The sequence below is a fragment of the Streptomyces sp. NBC_00986 genome, assembly GCF_045162565.1.
Lineage (GTDB): Bacteria > Actinomycetota > Actinomycetes > Streptomycetales > Streptomycetaceae > Streptomyces.
The window spans coordinates 5,890,929-5,908,804 of record NZ_CP108733.1; the positions used below are offsets into that span (position 1 = coordinate 5,890,929).

The 17,876-nt window shown below is 70.4% G+C and carries 15 protein-coding genes and 1 pseudogene; 8 read left to right on the forward strand and 8 right to left on the reverse strand.

Going from position 1 to position 17,876, the window contains the following annotated elements; genetic code table 11:
• Positions 1-5: 5 nt before the first annotated feature.
• From OG504_RS26100 to OG504_RS26115, 4 genes are all read right to left on the reverse strand, one after another.
• Positions 6-1,241 carry a beta-ketoacyl-[acyl-carrier-protein] synthase family protein gene (locus OG504_RS26100; RefSeq protein WP_405991999.1) on the reverse strand — a complete coding sequence of 412 codons (1,236 nt, stop codon included), beginning with the start codon at positions 1,239-1,241 and terminating at the stop codon, positions 6-8.
• Complete coding sequence (locus OG504_RS26105; RefSeq protein WP_405992000.1) at positions 1,238-1,474, reverse strand: phosphopantetheine-binding protein; 237 nt, start codon at positions 1,472-1,474, stop codon at positions 1,238-1,240. Before OG504_RS26105 ends, OG504_RS26100 begins: the two co-directional genes overlap by 4 nt.
• A 216-nt stretch (positions 1,475-1,690) precedes the next feature.
• A complete protein-coding gene (locus tag OG504_RS26110; protein WP_405992001.1) occupies positions 1,691-2,911 on the reverse strand; it encodes a beta-ketoacyl-ACP synthase 3 in 1,221 nt (406 codons plus the stop codon).
• Between the two features lie 490 nt (positions 2,912-3,401).
• Positions 3,402-4,640 (reverse strand): helix-turn-helix domain-containing protein, encoded by a 1,239-nt coding sequence (locus tag OG504_RS26115; RefSeq protein WP_405996429.1) that lies wholly within the window; start codon positions 4,638-4,640, stop codon positions 3,402-3,404.
• Positions 4,641-4,742: 102 nt separating this feature from the next.
• Between OG504_RS26115 and OG504_RS26120 the strand changes: the two genes are divergently transcribed.
• The 3 genes from OG504_RS26120 to OG504_RS26130 all read left to right on the forward strand — a co-directional run bounded on the left by OG504_RS26120 (position 4,743) and on the right by OG504_RS26130 (position 5,919).
• Positions 4,743-4,937 (forward strand): hypothetical protein, encoded by a 195-nt coding sequence (locus OG504_RS26120; RefSeq protein WP_405992002.1) that lies wholly within the window; start codon positions 4,743-4,745, stop codon positions 4,935-4,937.
• Positions 4,934-5,152, forward strand: coding sequence for a hypothetical protein (locus OG504_RS26125; RefSeq protein ID WP_405992003.1), 219 nt, complete (start codon positions 4,934-4,936; stop codon positions 5,150-5,152). The genes OG504_RS26120 and OG504_RS26125 overlap by 4 nt, the downstream gene beginning before the upstream one ends.
• A 404-nt stretch (positions 5,153-5,556) precedes the next feature.
• Positions 5,557-5,919, forward strand: coding sequence for an antibiotic biosynthesis monooxygenase family protein (locus OG504_RS26130; protein WP_405992004.1), 363 nt, complete (start codon positions 5,557-5,559; stop codon positions 5,917-5,919).
• Between the two features lie 61 nt (positions 5,920-5,980).
• Here the strand turns inward: OG504_RS26130 and OG504_RS26135 are convergent, their stop codons facing one another.
• Entirely contained in the window at positions 5,981-8,554 is a 2,574-nt protein-coding gene (locus OG504_RS26135; protein ID WP_405992005.1) for a hypothetical protein, read from the reverse strand.
• Between the two features lie 115 nt (positions 8,555-8,669).
• Positions 8,670-8,973 (reverse strand): annotated as a pseudogene (locus OG504_RS26140) (PH domain-containing protein); the annotation flags it as partial.
• 401 nt (positions 8,974-9,374) lie between these two features.
• Between OG504_RS26140 and OG504_RS26145 the strand changes: the two are divergent.
• The 3 genes from OG504_RS26145 (at position 9,375) to OG504_RS26155 (ending at position 13,940) form a co-directional block, all read left to right on the forward strand.
• Entirely contained in the window at positions 9,375-10,508 is a 1,134-nt protein-coding gene (locus tag OG504_RS26145) for an acyltransferase family protein (RefSeq protein WP_405992006.1), read from the forward strand.
• A gap of 204 nt (positions 10,509-10,712) precedes the next feature.
• Entirely contained in the window at positions 10,713-11,615 is a 903-nt protein-coding gene (locus OG504_RS26150; RefSeq protein WP_405992007.1) for a calcium-binding protein, read from the forward strand.
• 375 nt (positions 11,616-11,990) lie between these two features.
• On the forward strand, positions 11,991-13,940 hold the full coding sequence (locus OG504_RS26155) for a YncE family protein (RefSeq protein ID WP_405996430.1): 1,950 nt from the start codon (positions 11,991-11,993) through the stop codon (positions 13,938-13,940).
• Positions 13,941-14,037: 97 nt separating this feature from the next.
• Here OG504_RS26155 and OG504_RS26160 read toward each other — a convergent pair whose 3' ends face one another.
• Positions 14,038-14,673, reverse strand: a complete 636-nt coding sequence (locus OG504_RS26160; RefSeq protein WP_405992008.1) for a TetR family transcriptional regulator — start codon at positions 14,671-14,673, stop codon at positions 14,038-14,040.
• Between the two features lie 121 nt (positions 14,674-14,794).
• On the opposite strand from OG504_RS26160, the gene OG504_RS26165 reads away from it, so the two are divergent.
• A complete protein-coding gene (locus tag OG504_RS26165) occupies positions 14,795-16,333 on the forward strand; it encodes an FAD-dependent monooxygenase (protein ID WP_405992009.1) in 1,539 nt (512 codons plus the stop codon).
• Positions 16,334-16,343: 10 nt separating this feature from the next.
• Positions 16,344-16,715, forward strand: coding sequence for a DUF6479 family protein (locus tag OG504_RS26170; protein ID WP_405992010.1), 372 nt, complete (start codon positions 16,344-16,346; stop codon positions 16,713-16,715).
• 45 nt (positions 16,716-16,760) lie between these two features.
• Here OG504_RS26170 and OG504_RS26175 read toward each other — a convergent pair whose 3' ends face one another.
• Positions 16,761-17,873: a sensor histidine kinase gene (locus tag OG504_RS26175; protein ID WP_405992011.1), complete on the reverse strand. Its 1,113-nt coding sequence runs from the start codon at positions 17,871-17,873 to the stop codon at positions 16,761-16,763.
• Between the last annotated feature and the right edge of the window lie 3 nt (positions 17,874-17,876).

Genomic DNA, 17,876 nt, shown 5'->3' on the forward strand with positions numbered 1-17,876 from the left:
GGCGGTCAGTCCTCGGCGGTGAGGAGCAGCACCACGTTGTGCCCGCCGAACCCGAAGGAGTGGCTGACGGCGGCCCGGACGCGCTGTCCGCGGGGCTCGCCCGTGACGCAGTCCAGGTCGAAGGGGAGGTTGTCCGGGGTGAGGTTGGCGATCGGCGGGACGGCGGAGCGGTGGATGGTGAGTGCGGTGAGCGCCGCCTCGATCGCACCGGCCGCGCCGAGACTGTGCCCCATAACTCCCTTGGCGGCGGTGACACTCGGCCGGTGCGGCAGCACCCGCGCGATCAACTCCGCCTCGGTCAGGTCGTTGAGCGGGGTCGAGGTCCCGTGCGCGTTGACGTGATCGATGTCCCCGGGACCGAGCCCCGCTTCCGTGAGCGCCGACCGCAGCGCCGCCTCGGCGTGAACTCCCCCTGGTGCAGGGGCAGTCGGGTGATGCGCGTCGGAGGTCTGACCGGCGCCCGCGAGCCGGGCGTACCGCCGTACTCCACGCGCCCGCGCGTCCGCCTCACGTTCGAGGACGAGGATCGCGGCGCCCTCGGAGATCACGAACCCGTCCCGGTCCGCGGCGAACGGCCGTGAGGCGGCGGCGGGTTCGTCGATCCGGGAGGACAGTGCGCCCATCCGCTGGAAGCCGGACGTGATCACCGGGGTGACGGCCGCCTCCGCGCCGCCCGCCACCGCGATGTCGCACAGCCCGGCGAGCAGCAGCCCCCGGGCGACGGCCAGGGCACTGGCCCCGGACGCGCACGCGGTCTCGGTCGCCAGGGACGGACCATGGGCGCCGAGGTCCAACGACACCTCCCCGGCAGCCATGTTGGAGATCAGCATGGGCACGAGCGCGGGCGACACCAGCTCGGGACCGCCCTGGTGATGGCGGATCGTCTGGTCCTCCAGATGCGCGGCCCCGGCCAGCCCCGAACCGATCACCACGGCGACCCGCGCCCCGTCCCACCCGGCCGGGTCGAGCCCGGCGTCGGCGACGGCCTCGCGCGCCGCGAGCACGGCGAGCTGGCTGAACCGGCCCATCCGCCAGGCCTTGCCGCCGCCGATCCGCGCCTGCTCCGGGGTCATCAGCGGGATGCGGCAGGACAAATCCACGGCGCAGCCCTTGAGTTCGGGGTCCGTGGCACCGGCGGACCGCCCGCTCAGGACCCCCTTCCAGGTCTCCTCCCGGCCGACCCCGGCCGGGGTGATGAGCCCCAGGCCGGTGACGGACACGGGCGCGGACGCCGCCTTCATCGCTCCCGCTTGGCGTTCAGCGCGGCGACCAGCTCACCCACGGTGCTGTGCTTGGCGGCCTCTTCCTCCGCAACCGGAACCCCCAGCTCCTCCTGGAGCGCGAGGGCGAGTTCGGCCAGCGCGAGGGAGTCGAGGTCGAGGCTCTCCAGGGTGGCCTCCGGCCGGATGCTCTCGGCGCTGACCTCGAACTTCTCGGTGAGTACGGCGGTCACGGCGGTCTGGGCGGGGGACATGGGGTTCCTTTCGACGGGGTGAGCGGGGCGGGCGGGTTTCCGGAACCGAGTCGTCCGACCTGTTTTTTGCGGAGCAGACGTCGGTGGGCGGGGGCGACGGGCACGCCTGGGGACGGGCGAGGCCGGTCTCGAACGAGGTTGGTGTCAGGCGAGGCGGGTGCCAGTCAGGCGAGGTGGGTGTCAGTCAGGTGAGGTGGGTGTCGGGCGGGGCTGGTCTCAGGCGATCTGGGTCCGCAGGGCCGGGTCGGCAGCGGGTACGGCCGAGTCGGCAGCGGGTACGGCCGAGTCGATCGCGGGTTCGCCCGGGTCGGCAGCGGGTACGGCCGAGTCGATCGCGGGTTCGACCGGGTTGGCGGCGGGTACGGCCGCGGCATCCGCGCCAGGTGTGTCGACGCGCGGCACGGTCGGCAGCTCCGGCCACACCAGGGCCGCCGAGCCCCAGGTGAGTCCGGCGCCGAAGGCGGTCAGCAACACCCGTTCCCCGGCGCGGAGTTCACCCCGCGCGGCGGCGTCGGCCAGGGCCAGCGGGACGGACGCGGCGCCGGTGTTGCCGACGCGCGCGATGTTGGTGACGTGCCGTTCGGCGGGTACCGGGATGCGGTCGCCGACGGCGGACAGGATGCGGGCGTTGGCCTGATGGGCGCAGAACCGGTCCACATCCTCGGCCGCCCAGTCCGCGCGCTTGAGCACGGTGTGGGCGGACTGGGTCATACGGGTCACCGCATGCTGGAACACCTCACGCCCCCGCATACGGAAGTAACGGTCGTCCGGCCCGAATTCGCCCGGGCGAGAACGCTCCCGCGCACCGCCGCCGGGCACCTGGATCAGCTCCTCGCCCGAACCGTCGCCGCCGAGGTCCAGCGCCAGGACGGCGCCCGGCTCGTCGCGCTCACCGCGCCGTAGGACCACCGCCCCCGCACCGTCGCCGAACACGATTCCGGCGGAACGATCCTGCGGGTCGAGCAACGTCGAGTACACCTCGGCCGCGACCAGCAGGACCCGGTCGGCGCATCCCGAGGTCAGGGTGCCGACGGCGGCGGCGAGGCCGTAGACGAAGCCGGTGCACGCGGCGGAGACGTCCCACGCGGCGATCTCGCCGAGGCCGAGGCGGGTGGTCAGCCGGGGTGCCATGGCGGGCATCGGGCGGTCGGGGGTCGAGGTGGCGACGATCACGGCGTCGACCAGGGGGCCGCCGGCGACCGCGAGCGCGCGGCGTGCCGCCTCCAGCGCGAGGTCGCCGGTGGTCACGCCCGGTGCCGCGCGGCGGCGTTCGCCGATGCCGGTGCGTCGGCGGACCCAGGCGTCGTCGACGTCCCACGCGGCGGGCAGGGCGTGGTTCGGCACCGCGTCCGGGGGGACGAAACCGGCGATGCCCTCGAGGACCGCCGTCTGCGGTGTTCTCAAGAGCGGGGCTGCGCTGGGCAGTCGGAAGGTCACACACGCCTCGATGGGGAAGTGATCTTGGACGAGCGTGCACGACTGTAGATCGGATCAAGATCGGGGCGGGCGCGTGACGCGATTCGAACACGTGACCAGTTCGGGTCGATTTTCGACAAAAGCGCAGCTCAGAGAGCGAAGTGAGGAAACGTTACGTCTGTTATGTAGCTCGCAGATCACCCGAAAGAGGGCGGTTGGGGGCGGCCGTTCGACGCACAACCGCCCACGGGGTCATGTCAGTTCGTGGAGTCGGGCGTGGGCGCAGGTGGCCTCGATGTCGGCTAGGCGCCAACGGGCTTAATGGGAAAGGCAGTTCGGGCGCGGTTCTCGGTGAACAGGACCTGGGCGTCGACGTCGATACGGCCGAGGGCGGGATGGAGGATCGTTTTGCTCTCACCGTAGCGCTGGGCGATCTCTTGGAGTTCGTCTTGTCGATCAGCGTCCAGGAGACCACGACGGCCCTGAACCATCCCGGCAGGCGTGTGGAGCGTCAGTCGAACTCGCTGAGCATGGTCACGAGTTGGCGCCCCTCTCGCGCCCCACGGCGCAGCAGCACGGCGGCCGTCGTGTGGAGTTCGTTCCAGGCGTGCGGACGGCCGATGGCGTCGGCGTCCGGCACCGCTTCCGCGGCCACCGCAAGGGTCTGAGCGGCTTCCCCTGCCCCGGCCAAGGCGTGCGCGAGGCACGTCTTGTACCAGGTCCGGTCGCGCCGGTAGTCATCCGGCAGAGCGGCCAGACCGACCGTCAGGTGATCGACGGCCGTCTGCCAGTCGCGCAAGTGCAGGGCAGCCATGCCTCGTTGCAACGTGAACCACGTCTCGCCGTAGAAGTACATCCACGGCGGTTCGTCCTCCGGGTGTTCGGCCGCCTGGCTGATCATGTCCTGCGCCTCGTCCAGGAGGCGTTCCGCATCGTCGCCGTCGCCGTTGAGGGCGTGCCCCCGCGCGGCCATCTGTGCGGCCATGCCCTGAATCCCCAGGGACGTGCCAGGGGCCGACCAACGCGCCGCGTCGGCCAGCCGGACGGCCCGGTCTCCGCGACCGCCGGACCACGCCATGTGGGCCTTCATGGACAGCGTGGTCGCGGCCATGTTGGCGTCCCCGGCCTCCAGCGCCCATTCATGACTGCGGTCGTACCACGCCAGCGCGGCGGCCGTCTGCCCCTGGTCCTGCGCCATCCATGCGAGGAACTGCGCGTGTTCGGAGGCCAGCCGGACAACGCGATCGGCCAGCGGGCCCCGGGCGCTCGCGTACAGGTCGACCACCGTGCCGAGTTGCTGCCGCATGATCCCGACCAGCGGGCGTGATCCGATCTCGTCCTCCGCCCTGCGGTGTTCGGCCAGGAGTCGGTCCAGCCAGTCGAGAGTGGGGGCGTCGACCTTGTGTCCGTTGCCGACAACGGTCGTCACCCGGGTCAGCAGATCCTCGTCGGGGCCCGGCCCCGGGAGGACCAGACCGGCGACCGCCTGAGCCGGGGCCATGGCCCCCGCACGGATGAGGTCGGCCGGAATTCCGAGCCCGGCTGCGATCCGCTGTCGCACCTCGGCGGACGTCACTTTGCGGCGGCCCCGCTCGATCTCGGACACGTCCGGCTGCACCAGGCCGACGCGTTCCCCGATCTTGGTCTGCGACAGCCCGGTCAGCTTCCGGTAGGTGCGAAGGACAGCACCCCAGTCCCCGGCCGCGACGGCTGCGATGAGCTGCGGATGCGTCCACAGATCGGGCCGCATGTTCTCCATGGATCGAATATAGGGCGCTCCTATAGGGCCACGGGATGGGAACGGCCGACGTCCGCCGTAAGGCTGGGTGACCTGCGAGGGGAGTGAAAGATCATGATCACGAAGACGACGGAGACCGGCCCCGTCCACCTGGGACTGCCAGACCCTGAGCCGGTGCTGGCCGACGACTGCGACGTCTGCGCGGTGCTCGCGCGGAACCGGGAGACGGCACGTCGGGACGGCGACCTGTCCAAGGTCACGGACCTCAACATCGAAATGCGGACGCATCAGGGGAGTGGGTGCGCATGAACGTGTTCATTCCGGAGATCGGCGATCTTGTGTACGACGGGACGACCGGCAAGGTCGGCCAGGCCATGGGACACGAGGGGCGGCACTGGCAACTGCGGCCGGTCGGCGGGGGCCGCGAGTGGGACGCCGAGGGACCGATCCGGCCGCCCACCGATGCCGAGCGGCTGTCGGCGGGCGTGGCCGTGGCCAACTCCCGCAGCCGGAGTGGGCTGTGAGCGCGCCGGTCGGCAAGGTGACGTCGTCGGCGTCGTACGACATTGCCGCGTATCGCAGGCTCCTTGATCACGGGCAGTCGTGCCAGGCGTGCGTGAAGGCCATGTGCGCCGAGGCCCGGGTCATGTGGAGAGCCGTCAAGCGGCGCAAGTTGTAGGCGCCCCAACAGCGCGAAGCCCGGCCGACGTTCCCCCTGCCGGCCGGGCTTCGCCCCAACTACCGCAAGTCTTGCCGGAGTTAAGTCCGGGGGCGTTGTTGCGAGATATCTCGGGCAAGGAGCCTACGGATGATCAGTCGGCCGGCACCCACCTGATCCGGTCGCCCGACTCCAGGCCACCCGGGTGGACCTGGTGCGCCGGGTGACCCGCGACGGAACCGGGCCGACGCCGACTGGGAGAATGAACCCATGAGCATCGTCAAGATCAACGTACTCACCGTCCCCGAGGAGCAGCGCGAGACGCTGGAGAAGCGGTTCGCGAACCGGGCCGGGACAGTGGACAGCTCGGACGGGTTCGAGTGGTTCGAGCTGCTCCGGCCCGTCGAGGGCACCGACACCTACCTCGTGTACACGCGCTGGCGTGCCGAGGAGGACTTTCAGAACTGGATGTCCGGGATGGGGCAGGCCGCCCACCGGGGTGCATCCCAGGAGGGCGGCGCGCAGGGGTCCGCCGAGGGTTCCCCTCAGGGTGAGCGGCCGAGGCCTGCCGCGACGGACTCGACGTTGTGGACGTTCGAGGTGGTGCAGCAGGCCGGACCCAAGGAGAGCTGACCGGCCCTCTGCCTGACGGTCGGGTCCCAACTACCGGTTCCCGACCGTTAGTTCCCGACCGTCACTTCCTAACCGTCAGGTACAACCACCCACCCCAAGTACTCACATTGCTCCCATCCTTAGCCCCCGCCACATACTCACTCCGCACCCGGAACTTCTGGTTGACCGCGTTAGTGAGGCTCAGGCCGGTCGCCGCGATGCTGCCCTTGGCCAAGGTGAAGCAGCTGGACGTGGTGAGCGTGTGCCAGGCCTTGTTGTAGTACTCCTGGGCCTGGAACCGCAGGCACTGCCCGGACTTGTCCGGTGTCACCGTGCTGGTCACCTGGGGCTTCACCGTGTGGTGGTAGACGCGGTAGGTGACCGTGCCGTACTTGGTGCTGGTGTAGTAGCCGCCCAGCTTCTCGGCGATCCCCACCTGGTCGTGGACGGCACGGGTCGCCGTCGCCGGGGCGTAGCGGTAGTCGCCCGCGAACGACGCCGTGAACGTCGTGTTGTGGGTGAGCTTGTACGTCGCCTTCAGGTTGCCCTTGCTGTCGACGGCCGCGGTCTTCACCAGCGTCTTCGTGCCGCCCGCAGGGGTCGCCCAGATCGACACCGTACGGCTGTTGTACGTCGTGCCGAGGTGGGCGGTGACGGTGGCCGTCGCGCCGTAGGTGTACGTCGACTCGTTGCTGGTGACGGAGACGGCCGACGCGGCACGGGAAACCTGGACGGTCGAGGAGGCCGTGGCCGCCTGGTGGGTGGCGTCGCCCGGGTAATCGACCTGGTAGGTGTTCGCGCCGCCGATGGACGGGGTGTCCTTGACCGTGATCTTGCCGTCCGTGCCGACAGGAACCGTCCACGCAACGGGAGTTGAGGTGTGGGCCAGGTCCGTGCGGGACACGGTGGCCGTCTCGCCGGCGGGGTACGGGGCGTCGCCCAGGGTGCCGCCGAAGGTCAGCGCGGCGCCGCGCGTCGCGGTCGTCGGGGCCTTGAGCGTCAGGGTCGGGGTGTACGGCGAGACGATCAGCGACCGCTCGACGGTCGAGGGCTGGTGCATGGCGTCGCCCGCGAAGGAGACGTCGTAGGTGAACCGTCCCGTGGTGCCCGGGGCGTCGGTGACCGTGTATTGGGAGAAGGTCGGATCGACTGTGACGGACGGGAGTTGGACCGTCTCCTGGGTGTCCATGTCGGTCCGGGACACCTGGAGTGTCGTGCCCTGGGGGAAGGTGCGCAGGTCCGCCGAACTCAGGGTGCCGGTGAAGACCACCGAGCGGGGATTCGCCGAACTGGGCTCCGGATAGCTGAGGCTGGTCGACAGCCGCGCCACGCCCACCGTCTGCGAGAGCGTCACGGGCCGGTGCGTCGCGTCCCCGGCGTACGACACCTGGTAGGTGTAGTCGCCCTCGTCGGGCCGGGTGTCGGTGATCGAGAACGTGCCGTCCGCGCCGACCGTCGCGTCGGGCAACTCCGTGCCGTCACGGGTGACTTGGAGCTTCGCACCGACCGGGACGAAGCCCTTGGTGGTGAGTGAGCCTTCGAGCGTGAACGGGCGGGTGGGAACCGCGAACGTCCTTCCCGATTCCCACCCCGTGAGGCGCAGGACCAGTTGGGTGTCGGTGAGCTTGAGCCCGCTCAGCACGTTGAGGGTGTAGGCGCCCGAGGAGTCCTGTGTGACGCCGTAGAGCGTCACGTCGTCGCCTCCCCATTTCAGACCGTCGGGGGCCAGGGTCCCGGCGGGCAACTTGACGTAGTTCTCGATGTCGCGGGTACCCGTGTAGAGGTACACCCCGGGCGCCGAGCCCTGGGTGCTGCCGACGGCGATCGTGCCGTCGGTGTCGAGGCTGAGCGAGTTGGGCGCGGAGGGGTTTCCGCCGACCCAGTACACGTCGGGGTTGGCGATCGCCATGTCCGCCGTGCGGTAGGCCCGCAGGACGATGTCGCTGGACGTGGCGAGCAGCACCTTCTTGCCGTCGCCGCTGACCTGGAACCCGGGGGTCGGACCGCCGGAGACTCCCAGGTGGGTCATGGCGGTCGCCGTGCCGGACGAGACGTCGAAGGTGGCCACGTCGGTGTTGCCCGGGCTCGTCTCCTCGGCCGCGAGGACACCGCCGCCCGTCGCGATCTGCGGCGCGAAGAACCAATTGGACAGCACGGCCTGGGGTGTTGCGACCGGCTCGGCGGCGGCCGGGTCCACGGACCCGACGGCTCCCCTGCCGTCCACCATGGCGCCGTACCAGACCTTCCCGCCCGCCACCGCGACGGAGACGGGACCGCTGCCGGTGCCGGTCGCGTAGCGCGCGGACTCGGTCAGCGTCGCCGTGTCGATCGCCGCGACCGCGTCACCGTCCGCGAGCGCCGCGTACAGGGTGCCGCCGTCCGGCGACAACGCCAGCCCCGTGGCGCCCTGTTCGCCGGTGATGGTGGTGACGGGGTTGCCGGCCAGGTCCGTCACCACGATGTCGGTCGAACCGGCGCCCTGGCTGAAGAAGAGGTGCTGGTGAGCGTTGTCGACCAGCAGGTGCGCGTAGTGGGACAACGGCAGCGCGGCCGTGCTGTCGGCCCAGGCGGCGGTGCCGGTGAGGCCGACGGTTGCGGTGGTCAGCCCGGCGACGACCGATATCGCCGCCGTGAGCGAGACCTGCTTGAGGCGCATGAAGCTCCTGTGAAAAGAGTGAACAAGCAGGTCGGACGATAACTCCCGCAAGTGACCAGCTGACCAGCGGGAATGCCATCTCCTGGCAAAAAACCTCTTCTACGACACCCCCTTCCTACGACGGCTCGCGCACCGACGGCTCTTGCACCACCCTCAGCTCACGCAGCACGCGCGCCAAGTCGCCGGCGCCGCAGCCAGCCTCACCAGCCGCCCCCCGTCGTCGAGTTCGGCGATGTGCCAGTCGCCGGGCCCGGGGTCACCGCGGGCGGGCCGTCGCCGAGGGCGATGTGGGTGCCGAAGCCGTGCGGGTTGTAGTCGGTGTCCTCCAGGAAGCGGGCGGACAGGAACACCTCACCGTCCAACTCCGGGAGTGCGGACGTCACTTCGGCAGGTCGCGGTGGGCGGACGCGGGTCGCGCGCTCCCCGCTCCGCGAACCCCTGTGTCTCAGCCGTATCTGCAGGTCGGCGACCTCGTACCAGGGCACGCTCCAGCGTCGTAGCAGCGTTCGGGAGCGCAGGCCGTGGGCGTCCGCGTCCACCCGGGCGGTGGCCACGTGGAGCGTGACGACGGCGATGAGCGCGAGCGACCCGCCGAGGGACAGCGCCGGCGGGTCCGGGCCCCGGGACGGCAGGTCACCTCAGGGACGTCGGTCATGACCCGAACTCTGCCTCGGCCGGTGCGGCAGGCGCTTGTGCGATCTCCGGCAGAGTTCCGGCAGGCCAGGCTGCCCGCGGGAGGCAGGAAGAGGGCGAGAGGGAGGTGAGAAAAAAGAGGCGCGCGAGATGTTTGAACCGCCCGCGGAGCGGTGAGGCGAGCCGAATGCGTGCTTCTCCCACCGCCTCCGCCGAGACCTCCGGCGCCCCTCAGGCCCACGGTTCCACCCAGCCGTCCCCCACCCCCACCGCCGTCCCCACGGCGGAGCGCGGCCCGGGAAAGCAACGCGACCCCTTCTTCGACAACGCCAAGTACCTGGCGATCGTGCTGGTGGCGATCGGCCACTCCTGGGAGCCGCTGCGCTCGGGCAGCCGTAGCGTCACCGCGTTGTACACGCTCGTGTACGCCGTGCACATGCCGGCGTTCATCGTGATCTCCGGGTACTTCTCGCGCAGCTTCCGGGCGACCCCGCCGCAGATCAGGCGGCTGCTGGGGGGAGTTGTCGTGCCGTACGTCGTCTTCGAGACGGCGTACACGCTCTACACGCGCTGGACGGACCACCAACCCGACCGCGCCATCAGCCTGTTGGACCCGCTGTACCTGACGTGGTTCCTGGCGGCGCTGTTCGTCTGGCGGCTCACGACGCCGATCTGGAAGCACGTACGGCACCCGCTGCCGGTGGCGCTGGTCATCGCGATGCTGGCGACGCTCTCCCCCTCCATCGGCAACGACCTCGATCTGCAACGGGTGTTGCAGTTCCTGCCGTACTTCGTGCTCGGGCTGTGCCTGAAGCCGGAGCACTTCCAGCTCGTACGGCGGCCCGAGGTACGGCAGTTGGCGGTGCCGGTGTTCGTCGTCGCGCTCGCCGTGGCGTACTGGGCGGTCCCGCGCTTCGACTACGCCTGGCTGTTCCACAACGCGAGCGCGGAGCAACTCGGCGCGCCCGACTGGGAAGGGCCGCTGATGACGCTGGCCCTGTTCGTCTGCTCAACGCTTCTGGTCGCCTGCTTCCTCGCCTGGGTGCCACGCCGCCGCACCTGGTTCACCGCCCTGGGCGCGGGCACGCTCTACGGCTATCTGCTGCACGGGTTCGTCGCGCAGGGCGCCAAGTCCTGGGGCTGGTACGACCCTTCGTGGATGCGGGGCCCCCTCGGCGAGGTCACGGTGACCGTGGTCGCCGCCGTCGTCGTGACCGCGCTGTGCACCCCACCGGTGCGACGAGTCTTCCGGGGCGTGATGGAACCGGAGTTGCGGTGGGCTTTCCGTCGTGACGCAGACGAACTGGCCCGTACCCCTTAGCGAGGGTTGTAGGTGATCGGCGGGCCAGTTCATGAATTCGCGCTGAATCACGGCTGACACTTCACGGGGATACGCCACCCGCGCGAAAGGACGCACAACCAAGGACCGAGAGGGAGGGTCAGACGCTGTGCCGGAATCCGGGTTCCTCGGTTTCGGTCACCTCGGTTTCTGGTCAACTCCCTTACGTTCCACGGAGGTTGTGCGATGTCCTCTCGTTCTTCCCGTCGCCGTACGCTGCGTTCCGCCTCGGCGCTGACGCTCGCGCTCGGCACCGCGCTTCTCGCCCCGCCGCTCCTGGCCGGGACGGCGGGCGCGGCCACGGCGCCGGCCACCGCCGCGCTCGGCAACGGCGGCAACGAGGTCCTGTACACGGCCGCCGCGGGCCAAGCCAACAAGGTGGTCGTGACCGCATCGACGACCAACCTCTCGACCATCACCTACGTCATCGACGACGTCGTCACCATCAAGGCGGGCACGGGCTGTTCGTACCCGAGCGCCTCGGACCACAGCAAGGTCTCGTGCACGGTCACCACCCTGGACAGCCAGGACCCGTACCCCACCGTGCAGTTGACGCTCGGCAACGGCAACGACACGCTCGCCTACCACAACAAGACGAACCAGACGTACTACTTCGCCTCGGTCGACCTGGGCGCCGGCAACGACAAGGCCACCGACGACGGCAGCGTCGACGGCAACTACGTCTCGGGCGGGACCGGCAACGACACCCTCACCCTCGGCAAGTACTCGGTGGGCTGGGGCGACGACGGCAACGACATCCTCAAGGCCGCCGCGGGCACCATCGCCCAGGGCGGCAACGGCAACGACACGATCACCACCACCGGCGACGCGGCCGACGGCGGGGCCGGCAACGACGTCATCACCGGTGGCGCGGCCGCCCAGAGCCTGACCGGCGGCACCGGCAACGACCGGATCCACGGCGGCGCCGGGAACGACTTCATCTACGGCGGCACGGGCAACGACGTCCTCTACGGCGATGCCGGCGCCGACACGATCTACGGCAACTCCGGCAACGACACCCTGTGGGGCGGCGCGGGCACGGACGTCCTGTCGGGCGGACCGGGCCGGAACGTCGTCCACCAGAACTGACGCACGCCGACGTCGGAGGACCGGCTCAGGGCGTGGTGCAGCTGACCACGGCCCGGGCCGGGCCGGGAAGCGGAACGCGTCGTCGTACACCGTGGACACTTCCACGGAGACGTCGACGCGGGTGCCGTTCGCGGCCGTGGAGTGGTACATCAACGCCCCCTCGTCATGGCGAGCGGGAGTCTCCCGGGCAACGCGCGAACACGACAAACCGTTAACTCCTTTCCCTGCTGTCACAGGCATGTCATACGCTGCTCCCAGCAGCCGCGCCCCGCGCGTCACCGCGTCTCTCATCCGCGGTCACGTCCGGGTGTTGCGCGGCGCTCTCAACTCCCGGTCTCCTGACCGGTTTTCCTTGTGGGGGAACAGCACGTGCGAATGCGCAGCATCTCGACCGCGACAGCGCTCGCGGTCCTTCTCGGTTCGGCGGCGCTCAGCGTCGTGGCGACGGGTACGGCCTCGGCGGCGACCGCCAACGTGACCTCGCCCGGCGGCCTGGTCGCGGACGACGCCGTCAAGCGGGTCTTCGTCGGCGACACCTCGGCCGGCACGGTCACGGCCACCGACTACTCGGGCAACGTCCTCGCCTCGGTGGGCGGCATCGGCTCGGTCACCGGCCTGGCCGTCTCCGACGACGGGGCCACCGTGTACGCGGCGGTGCAGAACACACACGAGATCGTGGCGATCGACGCGGCCACCCTCGACGTCAAGACCCGCTACGCGATACCCACCGACACCGGCCCGGGCCACATCGCCTTCAGCGGCGGCAAGGTGTGGTTCACCTACGGCGACCAGTGGGACGGCGACCTCGGTTCCGTGGATCCGGCGGTGGACCCGGCGAGCGGCACCGACCCGGTGACGATGGCGCAGTTCCCGAACTCGGGCACCGCCGTCGACATCTGGGGCCAGGCCCTGCTGGACACCGACCCGCTGCGGCCCGGCGTCCTGGCCGTCGGCGAGACCGGCCTCTCCACCGACTCCATGGCCGTGCTCGACGTATCGAGCGGTACGCCCGCGCTGACCGCCTGGTACCACGGCGACTACACCCTGAACAGCGGCATCGGCGACATCGACCTCGCCGCGGGCGCCGACCGGGTACTGATCGACGGCCAGGTCCTGGACGCCTACGCGGACGGCAAGTTCACGCAGTCCGGCACCCTCCCGGAGGGCCAGCAGGCCGACATCTCCCGGGTCGGATTCGTCGCCCAGGTCGACGGCAACAAGGTCACGACGTACCGGCCGAACGCGACGAAGCCCATCCGTACGTACACCGTCGGTTCCTACGGCACGGCCGACCTGACCTGGGCCCCCGACTCCTCCCGCGTCTTCGCGCTGGTCGGGACGTCCACCGGCAGGTACAGCCTCAAGGTGCTGACCGACCCCGACAAGAACGTCCCGACCCTCACGGTCAGCGCCCCCTCCTCCGCCCCCCGCGCCAAGAAGCTCACCGTCACCGGCAAGCTCTCGGCGACGGTCGCGCTCCCGGCCGGGGTGAAGCTCCAGGTCACGCGCACCGACCTGGAGTCGACGAAGGGCAAGGCGCTGCCCACCGTCACGGTGAAGGCGAACGGCACCTACTCCTTCACAGACACCCCGCCGGCCGGCGGCACCGTCACGTACAAGGTGAGCTACGCGGGCGACGCCGGGCACGCGGCGGTCAGCGCCTCCGACAAGGTCGCCGTCTCCCGCTCGGCCACCACCCTGAGCCTGAACAACAACGGCAAGCTCTACTCGTACGGCGCCGACGTGAAGTTCACCGCGCACCTCGGCAAGACGTACAAGAACCGCACGGTCGCGATCTACTCGGACCCCTTCGGCAGCGACAAGCCGAAGAAGCTCGTCAAGACCGGCAAGGTCAACTCCAGCGGCAACATCACGGTGACCGTGGACATGACCCGCGACACGGCCGTCTCCGCGGTCTTCGCGGGCGACGCCCGGTACGCGTCCAAGACGGTGAAGGCCACGGCGTACGCCAAGGTCAAGGTCTCCACCGCGATCAGCAAGCACTACAAGACGGCGAAGATCGGCTCGACGTCGTACTACTGGTTCCACAAGAACTCGGCGCCGGTCGTCACCACGACGATGACCTACTACAAGAACCGCCAGGAGCGGCTCGACCTGCAGGTCTACTACAACGGCAAGTGGTACGACTCCGACTCCGAGTACTTCGCCCTGAACACGAACGGCAAGGTCGCGGTGAACCTCGGCGCCCCCGGCGAGTCCGGCATCAAGGCCCGCATCCGGGCCGCGTACATCAACGGTTCGTCCGGCGACAACGTCAACTCGACGACGTACACCGGGTGGAAGTACCTGTACTTCTCCAACTAGCCCTGGTTTCCCCAGGCGTTGGGGTTCACCGGGTGCAGGGCAGCCCCGCTTCGAGGACCGTGTGTCCTCGAAGCGGGGCTGTTCGCATGTCCGCCGACTACACCGCGTCCAGCCCTGTCATGAGCTGCCCGTACGCCCCCTCCGCGGCCGCGACCGCGTCGTCGTACTCCTCGTCGGCGGTCCGTCCTGACGTGATCGCCCGCCAGTTCTCCTGCCCCAACTCCTGCTGTACGGCGATCAGATGGGCCGCGGCCAGGCGTCTGACGATCGGTGGCGCATCGCCGGAGCCGGGCGGGAGGGCGTCCGCGAGCGCGTCGATGTCCTGGCTGGTGTACCGCTGTCTCATGCCGATGCGGAGGCTGGGCGTGCGGTAGATGAGGTCCTGGAAGGACAGGATCTCGGGGTGGTCGTTCAGGCCGGTGATCGGGTTCCGGTCGGCGAGTCCGGCGAGGAAGTGGTCGCGCAGGGCCGCGGTCGGGGTCAGGCCGGCCGGGCGCTCCCGCACCACGCGGGCCGCCTCGCCGAGGTGGTCGGCGAAGCGGTGCAGGACCAGGTCCTCCTTGGTCGGGAAGTACCGGAACAGGGTGGCCTTGGAGACCTCGGCCGCCGCCGCGACCTCGACGACGGACACCTCGTCGAAACCCTGCGCGCGAAAGAGACGCAGGGCTTCCTGAGCGATGAGGTTCCGCGTGCGTTCCTTCTTGCGCTCGCGCAGACCGGCGGGTTCGTCCATGCGAGCCAGTCTACACGGAGATGAGGCTCGGGATTGAATGAGACCGGAAATCTTCTGAGACCGGGTTGCATTTTCTCGTCAGCCGAGGTTCCATGGACGCACGACGACGAGAGGACCCCTCATGACCGACGAAGGCGTGCTGATCGTGGGCGCCGGACCGACCGGCCTCACGCTCGCCATCGAGCTGGCCCGGCGCGGTGCGGGGGTGCGGATCGTGGACGCGGCCCCGGCCCCGCACCGGGAGTCCCGGGGCAAGGGCCTGCAGCCGCGCACCCTGGAGGTCCTGGAGGACGTCGGCGTCACCGAGCGCGCCCTCGCGGCCGGGACGACACGGCTGCCGTTCCGCAAGTACTTCGACGGCGCGCACGTGAACGACACGGACCCGTTCGCGGACGCCCGCCCCACCCCCGACGCGCCGTACGAACGAGGGGTCCTCATAGGGCAGTGGCAGGTGGAGAAACTCCTGCGCGAGCGGCTCGCGGAGTTCGGCGTCGGCGTCGAAGGCGGCACGGAGGTCACCGGGTTCGAGCAGGACGAGGGCGGTGTCACGGCCGTCCTCGCCGACGGCGGGCGGATCAGGGCGGGCCATCTCGTCGGCTGCGACGGCGGGCGCAGCCGGGTGCGCAAGGCCATGGGGGTGCGCTTCGACGGTACGACGGACGAGACGCAGTCGATGGTCGTCGGTGACGTCGAGGCCGAGGGGATCAGCCGGGACGTCTGGCATCAGTGGTTCGCGTCGGACGGGAGCGGCGTGATGCTCTGCCCGATGCCCGGCACGAACTCCTTCCAGTTCCAGGCCGGCCCCGAACTCGACGCGAGCGGTGAGCCGTTGCCGCCGTCGCTGGAGAGCTTCCAGCGGATCTTCGACCGGTACGCACAGGTGCCCGGCATCACACTGGCCGAGCCGACCTGGCTCTCCCTCTGGCGGGTCAACGTCCGCATGGTCGACCGGATGCGCGTCGGCCGGGTCCTCCTGGCCGGGGACGCCGCCCACATCCATCCGATCGCCGGCGGCCTCGGCATGAACACCGGCATCCAGGACGCCTACAACCTGGGCTGGAAACTCGCCCTCGCGACCGCCGGGCAGGCGGCCCCCGGCCTCCTGGACACCTACGAGGAGGAGCGCCTCCAGGTGGCCGCCTGGACCCTGGGCATCAGCACCGACCTGTACGCCCGGGTGCGCGAAGCGGTCAAGGAACCCGGCACCGGCGTCGAGGCCGCCGCCCCGCCCCCGATGGGCACCGGCTACCGCTGGAGCTCCCTCGCCGCCCCCGCCACCACCGGCGACCCCGCCGTCCTGCGCCCCGGCGACCGCGCCCCCGACGCCCCCTGCCTGGACGCCTCCGGCCACCCGGTCCGGCTCTTCCAGGTGTACGCGGACCCGCGCTTCACCCTGCTCGGCTTCGGCACCGAAGTCGCGGACGCGGTCGGCAAGTTGGGGGCCGAGCACGCCGACCTGCTCCAGGCGTTCACGGTGGACGGCGGTGACAGTGACCTGTGGGACCACGAGGGCCACGCCCGACGCGCGTACGGCATCAGGACCTCCGCCCCCGCCCTCGCCCTGGTCCGCCCCGACAACCACATGGCACTGCTGACCCGGGACCCGGTGAAAGTAGCGGACTATCTAACCCGAATCACCACATTCCCCCCGAAAGAGTGATACTCGGAGTATGAGCATGGCAACGTACGAACTGCTGGCCGCGTCGCACAACGCACTCGACCTGGGCGCAGCCTTTCTCGGTGGCCTGCTGATCGCGGGCGCGCTGGTCTGGGCCATCTATTTCGGCATGAAGGTCCGGGACCAGGAACTTCCACGGCCGCTCCCCGAGGAGCAGCCCCACCTCCCCGCAGGCGGCGCCGTCCACGAGATGAGCGAGATGCGGGAACCCGACGAGATGCCCGTGGCCTCGGAGGAGAAGGAGCGGCTGATGCCGTACCAGCTCCATCACTCCGGGACCCGAACGGGCAAGGACCAGAGCCGGCTGCGCTGGCTGCCCGGGAGGAGCGGTTCCTTCGGCGGGGGCGGCATAGGCCACGTGTGACCACTGGGTGACGGTGTGGCCGCGTGCTGGTGTGCCCACGTGGCCTCACACCTCCGCCGCGGGCAGCGTCACCTCGAACCGGCAGCCGCCCGACACGTTCCGTACGGCGGCCCGACCCTGATGCGCCTCGACGATCCCGCGCACGATCGCGAGGCCCAGCCCGGCCCCGGCGGGCGGGGTCCGGGCGTGCGTGCCGCGCCACCCGGTGTCGAAGACGCGCGGCAGATCGTCCTCGGGGATCCCGCCGCACCCGTCCGTCACCGACAGCACGACCCCGTCGGCGGACCGCTCGGCGGCAATGGCCACGGTGCCGTCGGCGGGCGTCCGCCGGATCGCGTTGACCAGCAGGTTCCCCAGCACGCGGCTCATCTCCTTGCCGTCGACCTCGACGGGCACCGGTTCGATCCGGTCGCCGACCAGCCGTACGCCGTGCTCGCGCGCGAGCGGGTCCGCGCCGGCGAGGGCGTCGCCGATCAGGTCGTACAGGGACATGCGGGAGCGGGTGAGGGCGAGCGAGCCGGCGTGGATGCGGGAGAGTTCGAAGAGGTCGCCGACCATGTCGTTGAGGCGTTCCACCTCGGTGCGGATCTGGCGGAGGTAGCGGCCGGGATCGGCGGCTACCCCGTCCTCCAGGGCCTCGGACATCGCGCGGAGACCGGCCAGCGGGGTGCGCAGGTCGTGCGAGATCCAGGCGACGAGTTCGCGCCGTGACGACTCCAACGCCCGTTCGCGGTCGCGGGATTCGGCGAGTCTGGCGCTGGTGGCGGCCAACTCGCGGCTGACGTCGGCGAGTTCGGCGGTGGCGGGGCGTGCGGGGGCGGAGTAGTCGCCGCCGTCGCCGAAGTCGCGGGCGGCGAGGGCGAGTTCACGGCTGCGGGCGACGACCCAGCGGCCGAGCAGCAGGGCGGTGAGCAGGGAGACGACGGCGGCCATCGCGACCACGGTCGTGACCACGGACAGATCGTGCCGGGAGAGGAACATCGCCTGTGCCACGGCGAGCGTCCCCGCGAGCATCGCGGTCACGGCGACCGCGGCGACGACGGACACGGACGCGGTGAGCGACCGCCGCCGCAGCAACCACAGGGCACCGGCGCCGAGGACCCCGGCGGCAGCGGCTCCGAGAAAGGCGAACAGCGCGATGAGCAGGGCGTCACGCATGGC